Here is a 14,298-nt window from a genome sequence, read left to right as displayed (position 1 = left end):
AAAACCTCAATGGATTCTCATAAGTTCCTGTGATGGAGTATGTAGGGAACAAAACAGTCAGTTCGAGAGTTGAGTCAAGTAGGCGCAACCCGCGCTGTACTACAGTCACTTAGGTGACCGACAGAGGAGACGACTATTCAGATGGTCAAGCAGCCAGTATCCGTAAACGGCATTGTCCGTTGGCGTGATGTGGCTATGACGGTTCCGGAAAACAACCACCCAAAGGAGAAGAAGATGGTTGTACTTCGCCACGAAATCGGAGATGTTCTTCGCGAAATCCGCCAGCGTCAGGGCCGCACTTTGCGCGAGGTATCGCACAGCGCGCGTGTCTCGCTGGGATACTTGTCAGAAGTCGAACGCGGACAGAAGGAAGCTTCCTCCGAGCTACTGTCCTCCATTTGCGAGGCACTCAGCGTGCCCGTCTCAGTGATGTTGCGTATGGTCTCTGACCGTATTGCGATCGCTGAAGGACTGCAGATTCCGGATACTGTTCCTGCCGAAATGACGCAGGCATTCACGTCCGTTATTCCTGACGAACTTCCAGAGGAATTCTCTGAGGACCTCGCAGCACGTCACTAATCTCAAAGACATCAAGCGACCGCGACCGGTGTAGCGCGGGTTAGCAGTAAACAATGGGTTCATCGCAAACGAGGTGGGCCCATTGTTGTTTGTGGCTAAGCGCACTGGGGCTTGGGGTGGGGTCTGTGCGGCTGTTGCTCAAGACTGCGTGAAATACTGGCAGGGTGCGAGTAAGTAACTTTTGGTCCCTGATGGAAGACGAGTTCGGAAGCGGCTACGCCTACGTTTTGGCTAATCAGCTGGCGTTGACGAGCCTGGGTGGACGAACCGTCAATGAAGCGTTGGGCGATCATTTTGAGCCTCGCGAAATATGGGAAGCTGTGTGCGACGCCCAGGATGTTCCGCAGCAGCGCAGGCTCGGCAAAGACGTCCCGCCGGCAAGTGGTCGCGACCGAATTATTGACGGATAGCCTGCACGACGGCGCGGTTTTTGTAGAAAATGTAAGACACGCGGAACCATCTTATTCGAAAATATGTACGGGAAGCATATTCTTATACACAAGTAAGGAATTCACGCCCACCGGACCGTACTTTTCCACAGAAGTGCATCGCTGGTTCTAAGTGTCAGACGAAACCCGTAGCGTGGTTCACAGATCGCAACAGGGCATCACGCCCCTTCCCAACAGAGGTGAATCATGGCAGCAGCACCAGATCGCGAAAAGGCTCTTGAAGCCGCACTCGCGCAGATTGATAAGCAGTACGGTAAGGGCTCCGTTATGCGCCTGGGTGACGAGACTCGTGCACCCATCGAAACCATTTCCACGAGCTCCATTGCGCTGGACGTCGCTCTGGGTATTGGCGGCCTTCCACGCGGTCGCGTCGTGGAGATCTACGGTCCGGAATCTTCCGGTAAGACCACCGTCGCTCTTCACGCTGTAGCAAACGCGCAGCGCAACGGCGGCATCGCAGCCTTCATCGACGCCGAGCACGCTCTCGATCCTGAATACGCCAAGAAGCTTGGCGTGGACACGGATGCGCTCTTGGTTTCGCAGCCAGATACGGGTGAACAAGCCCTCGAGATCATGGACATGCTGATTGGCTCTGGCGCTATCGACATCGTGGTCATTGACTCCGTTGCCGCGTTGGTTCCTAAGGCTGAAATCGAAGGCGACATGGGCGATTCCCACGTGGGACTTCAGGCACGTTTGATGAGCCAGGCGCTTCGTAAGATCACGGGTCGTTTGAACCAGACCAAGACCACCGCCATCTTCATCAACCAGCTCCGCGAGAAGATTGGTGTCTTCTTCGGCTCACCTGAAACTACCACCGGTGGTAAGGCGCTGAAGTTCTACGCATCGGTGCGTATCGACGTTCGCCGTATTGAAACCTTGAAGGATGGCACGAACGCCGTGGGTAACCGCACGCGCGCCAAGATCGTCAAGAACAAGATGGCTCCTCCTTTCAAGCAGGCAGAATTCGACATCCTGTACGGCCTGGGCATCTCCCGCGAAGGCGGCTTGATCGACATGGGTGTGGAACACGGCTTGGTGAAGAAGTCCGGCGCTTGGTTCACCTACGACGGCGACCAGCTGGGTCAGGGTAAGGAAAACGCCCGTCAGTTCTTGAAGGACAACCCAGACCTCACCAACGAACTGGAACGCCAGATCCGCGAGAAGCTCGGCATTGGTGTCCAAGCGAACGCCGCTGAGGGCGAACCAACGCTCAAGGCTGTTGGCGATAAGTAGATTCACTGCGCAGCGCGGTGTTGTTCCTAGAGCGTGAAAGCGGCTCCGAGCAACACCGCGTTGTTCTTTTTATAACCACGCTTGCATCGGGTTTGACCAGGCGTGCACGAGCAAAACCCGATGCAAGCGTGAATGAACGCGATGCAGGCGTGAAGGAGTCAGCCCCGAGAGGGGCCGACTGAAGGATTCGAGGAGGAAACAACATGGCTAATGACGGACCCGTGGATTGGGGAGTCAATGTAGCTGCGGAGGACTCTTCGGAGAAGACCCGGAAGCCTCGCCGGTCTCGCAAGAGCGAAAAACCTGCGCTGGATCTTCTGGATGAAGACAACGGGTCCTCGCTGTTCGAAGGTTCGTTGTTTGGTGATCCGCTGAGCGACTCGCTCGGCTCGGGGCAAGAGAGTAGCCAAGCGGGTAGCAAAGCGAGTGGCCGAGTAAGTGACCGAGCACGTAGTGGCCGGGGATCATCGCGAGGCGCTGGCGGACGGCGGCGTGCTGGTTCGTTTGGCGGCGAGAAAGCGGAGGGCCGTGAAGAGCCATCAGAGATGACGCCGGAGCGGCAGGAACGATTCGCGAAGAACATCGTGTTGCAACAGCTCAGCATGTCGATGAAGTCGCGGCAGCAGCTGGCGAAGAAGCTCGCCGAGAAGAATGTTCCAGAAGACGTAGCGATCAAAGTCTTGGACCGGATGGAAGAAGTTCATCTGGTCAACGACGAGACCTTCGCCCACATGTGGGTGGAGAGCCGCCACGGAAACCGGAAACTCGGCAAACGTTCCCTGCGGCGGGAGCTGCGCGAAAAGGGCATCGACGAAGAGCTGGCACAACAGGCACTCGAGAACGTCAGTGAAGACGACGAACGCGATGCCTGCCATGTTCTGGTCCAGAAGAAGCTCGGAGTCTCGTCTCCTGAGGAATCCACGCGAGTGCAGGTCGACGACTCAGCTCCGTGGGAAACTCGACAAGCGCAGCTCAAGGAGCGCGAGAAACAAGTTCGACGCTTGGTCTCCATGCTCATGCGTAAGGGCTACTCTGGTTCGCTCGCCATGGCCGTAGTCTCCGAATACGTGTAGCCGACTAGAATAGATCGGTGACTTCCACATCCATCCCTACTTCTGAGAGCCTGATAGTGCCTGACGTGTCTGAATCTGTAGACGTTGACCACAGCCGCCCCCGCACCTATGAAGTGCGCACCTACGGCTGCCAAATGAACGTTCACGATTCCGAGCGACTCTCTGGCCTGCTCGAGAACGCAGGGCTGGAACTGGGCGACCCCAACGACGGCGTCGCTGACGTTGTGGTTTTCAATACCTGTGCGGTTCGTGAGAACGCCGACAACAAGCTCTACGGAAACCTCGGCATCCTTGCACCGTTGAAGCGAGAGCGTCCCAACATGCAGATCGCCGTGGGCGGCTGCCTCGCGCAAAAGGACCGGGACACCATCCTGAAGAAGGCGCCTTGGGTGGACGTCGTCTTTGGTACCCACAATATTGGCGCTCTGCCGGTGTTGCTCGAACGCGCTCGTCACAACAACGAGGCGCAGCTCGAAATTCTTGAGTCTCTCGACGTCTTCCCGTCGACCTTGCCAACGAAGCGCGATTCCCTGCACTCCGGTTGGGTCTCCATCTCCGTAGGTTGCAACAACACCTGCACGTTCTGCATCGTGCCCTCTCTTCGTGGCAAGGAACGTGACCGCCGTCCAGGTGAGATTCTTGCCGAAATTCAGGCCCTCGTTGACGACGGCGCCGTGGAAATTACGTTGCTTGGCCAGAATGTGAACTCCTACGGTGTCGAATTCGGCGACCGCGAAGCGTTCAGCAAATTGCTTCGCGCGTGCGGTGAAATCGAAGGCTTGGAGCGCGTGCGCTTCACGAGCCCTCACCCAGCAGCTTTCACGGATGATGTCATCGAGGCGATGGCCGAGACTCACAACGTCATGCCGCAGCTTCACATGCCATTGCAGTCCGGCAGCGACAAGGTGCTCAAAGAGATGCGCCGCTCTTACCGATCCAAGAAGTTCTTGGGCATCCTGGACAAGGTGCGCGAACGCATTCCGAACGCTGCCATCACCACGGACATCATTGTGGGCTTCCCGGGAGAGACCGAAGAAGATTTCCAAGCAACCCTCGACGTCGTGGAAGCATCTCGCTTCTCGAGCGCTTTCACGTTCCAGTACTCAAAGCGTCCGGGAACGCCGGCTGCCACCATGGAACACCAGTTACCCAAGGAAGTGGTCCAGGAACGCTATGAGCGCCTGACCGCTCTGCAGGACCGCATTTCTGCCGAGGAGAACCAGCGCCAGGTGGGCACCGAGGTGGAGATCCTCGTAACCGAAAACCAGGGCCGCAAGGCTGAACAGACGCACCGCTTGAGCGGCCGCTCGCAGGACCAGCGCTTGGTGCACTTCAGCGTTCCAGAAGGTGCCGAAATCCCACGCCCTGGCGACATGGTCACCACCAAGATCACGCAGGCCGCACCGTTCCACCTCATCGCCGATCCTGCGACCCCTGCCGAATACCACTTGCGCCGCACGCGTGCTGGCGACGCATGGGATCGCGCGCAGGCTGCGTCGTGTGGAGTACCTTCCACTGGCTCTGCAAACTCCGACGGCGGACCGGTCAAGGTGTCGCTGGGTCTTCCAACCATCCCGGTGCGCAAATAGCGCCGCAAGGAGGACTCGTGCGTCCCGCACTCACGCCCGAACTCACTGAACGCATCGCGCTCAACCCGAGCTGCGTCGTCGTCATTGTGGGTCCAACCGGTACCGGGAAATCTGATCTTTCGCTGGATCTTGCCGAGCAATTTGACGGCGAGATCGTAAATACGGATGCCATGCAGTTCTACCGCGGCATGGATATTGGCACGGCGAAGCTTTCGGTTGCCGAGCGGCGCGGGCTACCGCATCACCTTTTGGACATTCTTGACGTCACTGAAGAAGCCTCAGTTGCGACGTTCCAAACGCAAGTGCGCGAGACCATCGATGACATTGTTGCGCGTGGCAAGCGGGCGATTCTGGTGGGTGGGTCGGGGCTGTATGTGCGCGCGGCGATCGACCATCTCGAATTCCCGCCCACCAACGCCGAGGTCAGAGCCACGCTGCAGGACCGGGCGACAGCCGAAGGTCTAGACGTACTGAAAGCCGAGCTGGCACAGGTGGATCCTGAATCAGCGAGCAGGCTGAGCGATGAACGCCGCATCATTCGTGCCCTTGAAGTCTTCCAACTGACGGGACGCCCATTCACCTCGTTCATGCCGCAGCGCGAATACTTGCGTGACACGGTTCAGATTGGCCTCGACATGGACCGCGCGGCACTGCACGAACGGCTGGCACTGCGCGTGCACCGCATGGCCGAGGCTGGGCTTCTGGACGAAGTCGAGCGGCTGGGAAAGCAAGGCCTGCGTGACGGCAAGACCGCGAGTCGCGCGATTGGCTACCAACAGTTCCTCTCGGTTTTGGACGGGGAGATGAGCGTGGATGCCGCCATCGAGTCCACGATCGTGGCGACACGGCAGTTTGCACGTCGTCAAGTGACCTGGTTCAAAGCGGACCCTCGGGTGACATGGCTAAACTTGGGCTCATGACTTCCGCTCCACAGCACGAACTGAACCAGCTCGCCGGTCTCGCTTTCGCGAAAGGCCACGGCACCGGAAACGACTTTGTGCTAGTGGATGATCCGCGCGGAGAAATCACGATCGGCGTATCCGCCGTCGCGGCGCTGTGCGATCGTCACCAAGGAATTGGCGGCGACGGGTTGATCCGCGCCGTGCGCTCTGACAGCATCCCCGAAGGCGCAGCCATCTTGTCAGCGGACGAGCGCGCCGAATGGTTCATGGATTACCGCAATGGCGACGGAAGTATCGCGGAAATGTGCGGCAACGGAGTCCGCGTTTTCGTCGACTTCCTCATCGCTCAGGGCCACGTCACGCTCGAACACGGCGACGCACTCACCATTGGTACCCGTGCCGGCGTGAAGCAGGTAGCCCGCACGGACAACGGCTACGCCGTGGACATGGGCCCCTGGGAATTCGTCTTCCCGGAGGCAGCCCAAGAGAAAGCCATCGACTCCCTCGTGCAGACGCGTGGCCTGGATGTGAACCGTCCGGCCCTGAGCGTCTCTATGGGCAACCCACACACCGTGGTGGCGCTGGCGGATGACGATGAACTCAAAGAGCTTGATCTCACACATATCCCTAGCGTGCGACCGGTCCCGCCGCAGGGCACGAACGTCGAGTTTGTGGTTCCTTCCGAGCCCCTTGTGACCGACGGCGTTGGCAACATTTCCATGCGTGTTCACGAGCGTGGCGTGGGGGAGACGCAGTCTTGTGGCACGGGCGCGTGCGCTGCCGTCGTGGCAACGCGTCGCTGGGCTGCCGGCGATGGCCCGGACCAGCATCAGGCCGATGAGTGGAACGTTCAGGTTCCCGGTGGAACCGTCGTGGTGAAGTTCATTCCGTCGCCGGACGGGCGCGAGCACGTTGAGCTCAGCGGTCCTGCGCAGATCGTCGCGCGCGGCGTGATCGCGGGCGCATAGCCGTCCCTTGAAGGGCGTGAAGCTACGCGTTTCGGAGCACGGAAATGATGCGGAATCCCTTGTCTGTCGTCAGACGATCCACGGTGAATGACATCCCGAGCGTCGTCGCGATCCACTGCTGCAAGGAATCGGATCCCAGGTTCTTCTGCACCACCAGGTAAGCGATTCCACCGACGCTCAGTCGAGGGAGCCACTGCAGCAAGATCGCGTGAAGCACTTCCTTGCCCACACGAATCGGGGGATTGGACCAGATCAGGTCGAAGGTTTCGTCAGCAGGCAAGTCTTCCGGCGAAAACACCTTCACCGAAGTCAGTCCCAAAGACGCCGCATTGTCAGCGGTCAGTTTTCGGGAACGCTCATTGACGTCCACCGCAAAGACGGTAGCCGAGGGAGACTCGAACGCCATGCGCAACGTCAGCGGACCCCATCCGCAACCAATGTCCAGGAAATGTCCGTCGGACGGCGGCTGAGGTGCGTGCTTGAGAAGGATCGCGGTGCCCTTATCCACTCCACCCGGAGAGAAGATGGCGTTCGAGGTCTGCACGGCAACCGAATGACCGCCACCGAGATCGGCAGTGATGGTGCGGCGTTTTTCCGGGGCGTTCGGTTGATCCGAGAAGTAATGTTCCTGACTCATAGCTGTTTCAGATTAGCCCACTTCGCCCCGCAGAGAGGGGCTGAGAGCGAACAGAATGAATGGACGCGTCTAGGACGGCAGTGATAGAATTTTCTCTATGATTTTGACTCAGCGCGTATTGATCCGCATCCGATTCGTAGGTTAGCGCGGCGCCGCAGTCATGTGCGCCGCATCCGGCGCCATCACTTTCCGCTCCATTTCGGGGCACAACTCACGGTTTTGCGTGGTTCTCATTGATAAACGAACACGCATCACTCGGGTTTCTCGCGGGCGTTGGACCTGCAAAAACTTGTCCACACATTTTTCTTAGACCCCTGCATTTCTCATTCATTCCCGGGCTGTCAACGGCTCTCGTGCCGCCCACGCCGGTATCCTGAAATGCAGCATCACAAAGGACCCCATGACCTCCCAAAATTCTTCTCAGAATTCTGATTCTCAGGCCGCGAATGAAGCGGCAGAGCGTTCAGAACGTGACATCCAAGCGGTCATTGACCGCATTTTGGCGAACGACGACGCAGCCCCGGTTTCGCACGAAGCCTTAGAGGGTGCGTCCGCGGAAGGCGACGACCGTGCACACGGATCCGCGTTGTCTCGCGGCCGTGCGCAGGCTCTGTCACACCTAGACCGCGAGCACTCCGAGTGGGACGGCGATCAGCAAGATCTTGCAGAGCGTCGTGCTTTGCGCCGTGTTGCCGGTCTGTCCACCGAACTCGAAGACGTTACCGAAGTCGAATACCGCCAGTTGCGCCTCGAGCGCGTGGTGCTTGCCGGTATTTGGTCTGATGGCACTGTTGAAGACGCTGAGAACTCGTTGCGCGAACTTGCGGCGCTGGCTGAAACGGCTGGCTCCGAGGTGCTCGACGGCGTGCTCCAGCGTCGAATGAAGCCAGATCCAAGCACGTTCATTGGTTCGGGCAAGGCTCAAGAGCTGCGCGAAATCGTGGCAGCCGAAGGCGCCGACACAGTGATCGTGGATTCGGAGCTGGCACCGTCCCAGCGACGCAGCTTGGAAGACATCGTCAAAGTGAAGGTCATTGACCGCACCGCGCTGATCCTGGATATCTTCGCCCAGCACGCTAAGAGTCGTGAAGGTCGAGCTCAAGTTGAGCTCGCACAGCTGGAATACCTCTTGCCACGTCTTCGTGGTTGGGGTGACTCCATGTCTCGTCAGGCTGGTGGCCGAGTAGGTGCTGCCGGCGGCGGCATCGGCTCACGTGGTCCTGGTGAAACCAAGATCGAGCTCGATCGCCGTCGTATTCGAACCCGCATGGCGAAGCTGCGCCGCGAAATTGCTGGCATGAAGCCTGCTCGCGAAGCCAAGCGTGCCAACCGTAAGCGAAACGACGTACCGTCAGTGGCGATCGCTGGATACACTAACGCCGGAAAGTCATCGGTGCTCAACCGCTTGACCAACGCTGGCGTGTTGGTGGAGAACGCGCTTTTTGCCACCCTGGATCCCACGGTGCGTCGGACGCAGACCGAAGACGGCATCGAGTACACGCTGACGGACACCGTCGGTTTCGTGCGTTCGTTGCCCACCCAGCTCGTGGAAGCTTTCCGGTCTACCCTCGAGGAAATCGGCGACGCGGACCTGATTCTGCACGTCGTGGACGGATCCCACCCGGATCCTGAAGGACAGATTCGGGCTGTGCGTGAGGTTCTTCGGGACATTGACGCGCAGAACATCCCTGAGATTATCGTGCTCAACAAGGCTGATGCCGCGGATCCATACGTGCTGGAACGCATCAAGAACCACGAGCCACGAACCATCGTGGTCTCTGCCCGCACGGGTTATGGCATCGACGAGCTGCTTCAGGTGGTTTCCGAGTCCATCCCGCGCCCTGGTGTGGAACTGGATTTGGTGATTCCTTACGATCGCGGAGATCTGGTCAGCAAGCTGCACTCGCAGTCCGCTGAGATTCTCTCGACGGAGCATTTGGCTGAAGGCACGCACATGAAGGTCAAGGTTCGTGAGGACCTGGCTGCGGATCTCGAGCAGTTTGTGGTGCCGCATGAATCGGGTGGCGCGCAGGCATGAATGAAGAGGAGCTGAACGGCGCTGAGCGCGTCGATGAATTGTTGAAGACTGCTGTCTCCAAAATGGGCGGTCAAGAACGTCCCGGCCAGCATGAGATGGCCCGCAAAGTGATTGAGTCCTTTGAACAAGGCGGTCACTTGCTGGTCCAGGCTGGAACGGGAACCGGAAAGTCTTTGGGGTACCTCGTGCCCTCGATTTATCACTCGCTCACCGCCGAGAAGCCCATTATCATTTCCACGGCAACGTTGGCGCTCCAAAGCCAGATTGTTGGTCGTGACTTGCCGCGGTTGCTTAAGCACTTGGAACCCGATCTTCCCCGCGAAGTAGACGCCGTGCTGCTCAAGGGCCGCTCCAACTACGTGTGCCAGCACAAGCTCGAAGGCGGTTATCCGGAAGAACCGGGCGACGCTTTGTTCGAGTGGGTGGACGGTGGCGCAGCCGCGCCTCATCAGGCGGCCTCACCCACCAGCCAGCTGGGTCAGGAAATTGTGCGCTTGCGAGAGTGGGCTGAGAACACGGACACCGGCGATCGCGACGAACTGATTCCGGGCGTCTCGGACAGGGCCTGGCGGCAAGTGTCGGTGAGCGCTCTTGAATGCCTCGGCGCGCAAAAGTGTCCAGTCGCCGAAGCCTGCTTCAGTGAAGTTGCACGTAAGAAGGCAGCTGAAGCGGACATCGTGGTGACCAACCACGCGTTGCTCGCGATCTCCGCTTTCGAAGGTCTGGCGGTCCTTCCCGAATTCGACACCGTCGTGATCGACGAAGCCCATGAGCTGCAGGACCGCGTCACCAACTCGGTGACCAAGCCACTGTCTGTCGCCACGATCGCCGCTGCCGCGAGTGCAGCCCGCAAGCACGCGAAGGTCATCGTGGAACCCTTGGAGCGCGCGAATCGTGCGTTTGAAGCTTCGGTCTCCAACGTCTCGGACGGCTTGCTGATTCGTGGCGTCACGGACGAGCAACGCGAAGCGCTCACGATGGTTCGTGAAGCCGCTCGCGTGGTCGCCTCGGATATCAAGATCGACGCGAACGCTGCGGATGGCGCCATGCAAATGGCAAAGTCGCAGGTCCTGTATGTCATTGAGCAAGCGGAACGCTTGTTGGAAGCGTCCCCACAGTACGACGTCGTCTGGGCGGCTCGTCCGCGCGAGTTTGTGCCCGGTAGTGGGTATCAGACCGCAGCGGAAGATTCGCCGGGGGTTCTGTACGTTGCCCCGCTGTCTGTTGGTATTCAGTTGCGCGAAGGACTGTTTGAGGACCGCACGGTGGTCCTCACCAGCGCGACTCTAGCGATCGGCGCTGCGTTCGATAACGCTGCCGGGAGCTTGGGGTTGCGAGGCGAGGGTGCGCCGTCGTGGTCTGGAATCGACGTGGGAAGCCCGTTCGACTACGCAAAACAAGGCGTCTTGTATGTCGCGAAGCATCTCGATGCGCCGACGCGCGATGTGAATCCGCGGACCTACGACGAAATCGAGCGCCTCATCAACGCCTCTGAGGGTGGAACGTTGGCGCTGTTCTCCTCGCGCCGCGCCGCCGACGAAGCCGCGGCCGAACTACGCAAGCGCGTGGACTACAAAATCTTGTGCCAAGGCGAATCAAGCATGAAAGCCCTTGTCGAAGAGTTCTCGGAGAACGAAGCGACGTGTCTTTTCGGCACCATGTCCTTGTGGCAAGGCGTTGACGTTCCGGGAACCTCATGCCGTTTAGTGATCATCGACCGCATTCCGTTCCCTCGACCTGACGAGCCGCTGATCAAGGCCCGTTCGCAAGATGTGGACCGTCGCGGTGGCAGCGGATTCATGGACGTCTCCGTCTCTAGCGCGGCCATCAAACTTGCGCAGGGCGCAGGACGACTCATCCGTTCATCTCACGATCGGGGAGTGGTGGCGATTTTGGACTCACGGTTGGTGAGTCGGCGCTATGGCGGCTTCATCAAGGCATCGCTTCCACCGATGTGGTCAACGACGGATCCGGATGTAGTGACCGGAGTGCTTAAACGACTAGCGGCTGCCGCTAAGAACTAGAAACTAGAACTTAGCAACAGCCGCTGTCCTCAGAGACAGAACTTTGGGGAAGAAGACTAGAGCGCTCGGAGAACTGACACGACGCGACCCATGATGGTGGCGTGATCGCCCAGGATCGGTTCGTAGTTGGTGTTTTGGGGCAAGAGCCAAGTGTGACCGTCGCGCTGGCGGAAGGTCTTGACGGTGGCTTCATCGTCCAGCAATGCAGCCACGATGTCGCCGTTGTTCGCCGAATTCTGGCGACGCACTACAACCCAGTCGCCGTCAGCGATAGCTGCGTCCACCATCGAGTCGCCAGCGACCTTCAGCATGAAAAGTTCGCCTTGGCCGGTCAGAGTGCGTGGCAAGAGCATGGTGTCTTCCACGGACTGCTCGGCAAGAATCGGGCCACCTGCCGCAATGCGGCCAACGAGGGGAACCTCAACCAGGTTGTCCTGAGCCAAAGCGGCAAGCTTCTCTTCGGCAGCAGACAGCGGGGCTGACGTCTCAGCGACGGGCGCTTCCTTGGCGAGAGCCTTTTGCTCAGCCGCCCACTTCTTGGCTTCAGCCTTATCGATTAGCAGCTCAATGGCACGGGGGCGGTTCGGGTCGCGGCGGAGCACTCCACGCTCTTCGAGCTGTGCCAACTGATACGTGACACTCGAAAGAGATGCGAGTCCGGAGGCGTCTCCGATTTCTCGCATGGTGGGCGGGTAGCTCTTTTCTTCCATGAGCCGATGAATGACATCAATGATCTGAAGCTGTCGGCTGGATAGGCCAGGAAAGTGCGCGTTGGCGCGCTCCTGGATCTTGGTCATGGTCCGTCGTGTCATGTTCTGGTCCCGTCTCTTTATCGCCAAACAACTCTTCGAATCCCGGCGAATATCCCCTTGAGATGCTGCTGATCTCTCATCCTCAGTTCTAAGTGTCAGAGCTGATCAGGACACTAGTTCTATCGGATTTCGTAAGACCAACCCTACGGCATCTGAAGGTAGCTATAAAAGATTTGTTCGAGCGTGTCTCGACATTCTTCGAAGATACGTGCTACAAATATACGAAGAAGTTCGAACCAGTCTTCGACACAAGGTCATCACTCGCCAAAGTGTTCGAAGGGATGAAAGGAAGAACAATGACTATCGCCGCAATTTCGTCTCCATTCCAGGTGACCGCTAGCCGTTCGTCATTCGCAGGATCTTCGAATGCCCGTCGCGCTCCTCGCGCATCCCAGCGGCACTTGCACCTCACGCGTCGTGGCCGTCTCGTCTTGATCGGCCTTCCGCTCATGCTGTTGGCTGCGGCTGTTCTGACCTTCGTTGGAATGTTCACCACGCCCGTCTTCGCAGGAACGGACGCTCCTTCGACGGTCGAGGCCGTCAAGGTGACTGTCATGGAAGGTGACTCCATGTGGAGCATCGCCAAGTCCGTATCTCCTAATCAGGATCCACGCACCACGATCGAGCAGATTCAAGAACTGAACTCCATCGACGGCAAGCACCTCAAGGCCGGCCAAGAGATTTTTGTTCCTGTTCACCCATAACGATTTCACCCATCAGGATCTAGCGATTTAGTCCAGGCGCAGGCAGCTTCGCGGCTGGACTGACGCTATTAGCGACTGAAATCACGGGCTGGAAGTCCAGATATGACGTCTTCCAATTCCGGCGTACCAAGACCGTTGCCTAGAATTGACGGGTGAGTCAGCCGATGGATCCTTTTGCCCAACTTCCTCTTCGCGACAATTTGCGAGGCCTTAAGCCGTATGGCGCGCCTCAGCTTGATGTCGTCAACATGCTGAACGTCAACGAAAATACTCATCCGCTTCCGGACGTTGTTCGTGACACGATTGCCGCCGACGTTCGCGAGGCCGCAGCCGGACTCAACCGTTACCCGGACCGCGAGTTCACCGAACTGCGCGAACGTCTTGCCCAGTATTTGGGCCACAATCTCACTGCAGCCGACATCTGGGCTGGCAACGGATCCAACGAGGTCCTGCAACACATTCTCCAAGCATTTGGTGGCCCGGGCCGTAGTGCCATGGGTTTCCCTCCCACCTACTCGATGTACCCGCTGTTGGCAGCCGGAACGGACACCGAGTACATCAAAGGTTTCCGCGCTGACGATTTCGAGCTCACCGCCGAATCTGCCGCGGCCCAGGTTACTGAGGCTCAGCCCAACGTGGTGTTCCTGTGCTCCCCGAACAACCCGACAGGAACCGCCCTGGGACTCGACGTCATTGAGGCTGTCTACGAGGCCGGAGCCGCCTCGAACGCCATGGTGATTGTTGATGAGGCCTACGCTGAGTTCTCTCAGGTGGGCACGCAGTCGGCGCTCACTTTGCTCGAAGGTCGCGAACGATTGATCGTTTCCCGCACCATGAGTAAGGCTTTCGCTTTGGCCGGCGCACGCCTCGGCTACATGGCAGCTGCTCCAGCCGTCGCCGACGCAATGCGCTTGGTTCGCTTGCCGTATCACCTCTCTGCTGTCACTCAGGCGACCGCCAACGCAGCCCTCAAGCACGTTGATGCTCTCTTGGCGAACGTCGAAGACATCAAGATGCAGCGTGACCGAATCGTTGATGAGCTCAAGCGCATGGGGCTGCACCCGGCATCGAGTGATTCAAACTTCGTCTTCTTCGGAGGCCTTGAAGATCCAGCCCACGTGTGGCAAGAGCTTCTGAACCGTGGAGTCTTAATTCGCGATGTGGGCATTCCCGGCCATCTTCGCGTTACGGCCGGTACGGAAGCGGAAACCACCGCGTTCTTGACCAGCCTCGAAGAGATCTTGAACGAGTCAGCCAAGAGCTAGCCCCGGCTAGGCAACTCTCCGT

At 58.7% G+C, this 14,298-nt stretch carries 13 protein-coding genes; 11 read left to right on the top strand and 2 right to left on the bottom strand.

Annotation, left to right across the window (positions count from 1 at the left end):
• Positions 1-141 precede the first annotated feature (141 nt).
• The 7 genes from BKA12_RS05550 (at position 142) to dapF (ending at position 6,796) form a co-directional block, all read left to right on the top strand.
• Positions 142-579: a helix-turn-helix domain-containing protein gene (locus tag BKA12_RS05550; protein ID WP_183641340.1), complete on the top strand. Its 438-nt coding sequence runs from the start codon at positions 142-144 to the stop codon at positions 577-579.
• Positions 580-743: 164 nt separating this feature from the next.
• Positions 744-989 carry a DUF3046 domain-containing protein gene (locus tag BKA12_RS05545; RefSeq protein ID WP_183641338.1) on the top strand — a complete coding sequence of 82 codons (246 nt, stop codon included), beginning with the start codon at positions 744-746 and terminating at the stop codon, positions 987-989.
• A 225-nt stretch (positions 990-1,214) separates the two neighbouring features.
• Positions 1,215-2,264 (top strand): recombinase RecA, encoded by a 1,050-nt coding sequence (gene recA, locus BKA12_RS05540; RefSeq protein ID WP_183641336.1) that lies wholly within the window; start codon positions 1,215-1,217, stop codon positions 2,262-2,264.
• Positions 2,265-2,467: 203 nt separating this feature from the next.
• Positions 2,468-3,337, top strand: coding sequence for a regulatory protein RecX (locus BKA12_RS12375; RefSeq protein ID WP_246361609.1), 870 nt, complete (start codon positions 2,468-2,470; stop codon positions 3,335-3,337).
• Positions 3,338-3,393: 56 nt separating this feature from the next.
• The gene (gene miaB, locus BKA12_RS05530) at positions 3,394-4,926 is read left to right on the top strand and encodes a tRNA (N6-isopentenyl adenosine(37)-C2)-methylthiotransferase MiaB (protein ID WP_338087528.1); all 1,533 of its coding nucleotides are present in this window, start codon (positions 3,394-3,396) and stop codon (positions 4,924-4,926) included.
• A 17-nt stretch (positions 4,927-4,943) separates the two neighbouring features.
• Positions 4,944-5,846 (top strand): tRNA (adenosine(37)-N6)-dimethylallyltransferase MiaA, encoded by a 903-nt coding sequence (miaA, locus tag BKA12_RS05525; RefSeq protein WP_338087439.1) that lies wholly within the window; start codon positions 4,944-4,946, stop codon positions 5,844-5,846.
• On the top strand, positions 5,843-6,796 hold the full coding sequence (dapF, locus tag BKA12_RS05520) for a diaminopimelate epimerase (protein WP_183641332.1): 954 nt from the start codon (positions 5,843-5,845) through the stop codon (positions 6,794-6,796). The genes miaA and dapF overlap by 4 nt, the downstream gene beginning before the upstream one ends.
• Before the next feature lie 22 nt (positions 6,797-6,818).
• Here the strand turns inward: dapF and BKA12_RS05515 are convergent, their stop codons facing one another.
• Complete coding sequence (locus BKA12_RS05515; protein WP_183641330.1) at positions 6,819-7,433, bottom strand: class I SAM-dependent methyltransferase; 615 nt, start codon at positions 7,431-7,433, stop codon at positions 6,819-6,821.
• 400 nt (positions 7,434-7,833) lie between these two features.
• Between BKA12_RS05515 and hflX the strand changes: the two genes are divergently transcribed.
• Entirely contained in the window at positions 7,834-9,471 is a 1,638-nt protein-coding gene (hflX, locus tag BKA12_RS05510; RefSeq protein WP_183641328.1) for a GTPase HflX, read from the top strand.
• The gene (locus BKA12_RS05505; protein ID WP_183641326.1) at positions 9,468-11,495 is read left to right on the top strand and encodes an ATP-dependent DNA helicase; all 2,028 of its coding nucleotides are present in this window, start codon (positions 9,468-9,470) and stop codon (positions 11,493-11,495) included. The genes hflX and BKA12_RS05505 overlap by 4 nt, the downstream gene beginning before the upstream one ends.
• Before the next feature lie 56 nt (positions 11,496-11,551).
• On the opposite strand, the gene lexA is transcribed toward BKA12_RS05505, so the two are convergent.
• Entirely contained in the window at positions 11,552-12,307 is a 756-nt protein-coding gene (lexA, locus tag BKA12_RS05500; RefSeq protein WP_246361608.1) for a transcriptional repressor LexA, read from the bottom strand.
• A gap of 296 nt (positions 12,308-12,603) precedes the next feature.
• On the opposite strand from lexA, the gene BKA12_RS05495 reads away from it, so the two are divergent.
• Together BKA12_RS05495 and BKA12_RS05490 are read left to right on the top strand one after the other, a co-directional pair.
• On the top strand, positions 12,604-13,011 hold the full coding sequence (locus tag BKA12_RS05495; protein ID WP_183641324.1) for a LysM peptidoglycan-binding domain-containing protein: 408 nt from the start codon (positions 12,604-12,606) through the stop codon (positions 13,009-13,011).
• 164 nt (positions 13,012-13,175) lie between these two features.
• Complete coding sequence (locus tag BKA12_RS05490; RefSeq protein ID WP_183644615.1) at positions 13,176-14,276, top strand: histidinol-phosphate transaminase; 1,101 nt, start codon at positions 13,176-13,178, stop codon at positions 14,274-14,276.
• Positions 14,277-14,298: the final 22 nt, after the last annotated feature.

Origin of the sequence: Neomicrococcus lactis (genome assembly GCF_014200305.1) — a bacterium.
GTDB lineage: Bacteria > Actinomycetota > Actinomycetes > Actinomycetales > Micrococcaceae > Neomicrococcus > Neomicrococcus lactis.
This window is presented reverse-complemented; position numbering and strand designations above follow the sequence as displayed.

Bases quoted from the DNA above. Each gene is read 5' to 3' on its own strand.
- BKA12_RS12375 (WP_246361609.1), top strand. From the start codon at position 2,468: ATGGCTAATGACGGACCCGTGGATTGGGGAGTCAATGTAGCTGCGGAG.
- lexA (WP_246361608.1), bottom strand. From the start codon at position 12,307: ATGACACGACGGACCATGACCAAGATCCAGGAGCGCGCCAACGCGCAC.
- BKA12_RS05495 (WP_183641324.1), top strand. From the start codon at position 12,604: ATGACTATCGCCGCAATTTCGTCTCCATTCCAGGTGACCGCTAGCCGT.
- dapF (WP_183641332.1), top strand. From the start codon at position 5,843: ATGACTTCCGCTCCACAGCACGAACTGAACCAGCTCGCCGGTCTCGCT.
- BKA12_RS05490 (WP_183644615.1), top strand. From the start codon at position 13,176: ATGGATCCTTTTGCCCAACTTCCTCTTCGCGACAATTTGCGAGGCCTT.
- hflX (WP_183641328.1), top strand. From the start codon at position 7,834: ATGACCTCCCAAAATTCTTCTCAGAATTCTGATTCTCAGGCCGCGAAT.
- BKA12_RS05505 (WP_183641326.1), top strand. From the start codon at position 9,468: ATGAATGAAGAGGAGCTGAACGGCGCTGAGCGCGTCGATGAATTGTTG.
- recA (WP_183641336.1), top strand. From the start codon at position 1,215: ATGGCAGCAGCACCAGATCGCGAAAAGGCTCTTGAAGCCGCACTCGCG.
- BKA12_RS05515 (WP_183641330.1), bottom strand. From the start codon at position 7,433: ATGAGTCAGGAACATTACTTCTCGGATCAACCGAACGCCCCGGAAAAA.
- BKA12_RS05550 (WP_183641340.1), top strand. From the start codon at position 142: ATGGTCAAGCAGCCAGTATCCGTAAACGGCATTGTCCGTTGGCGTGAT.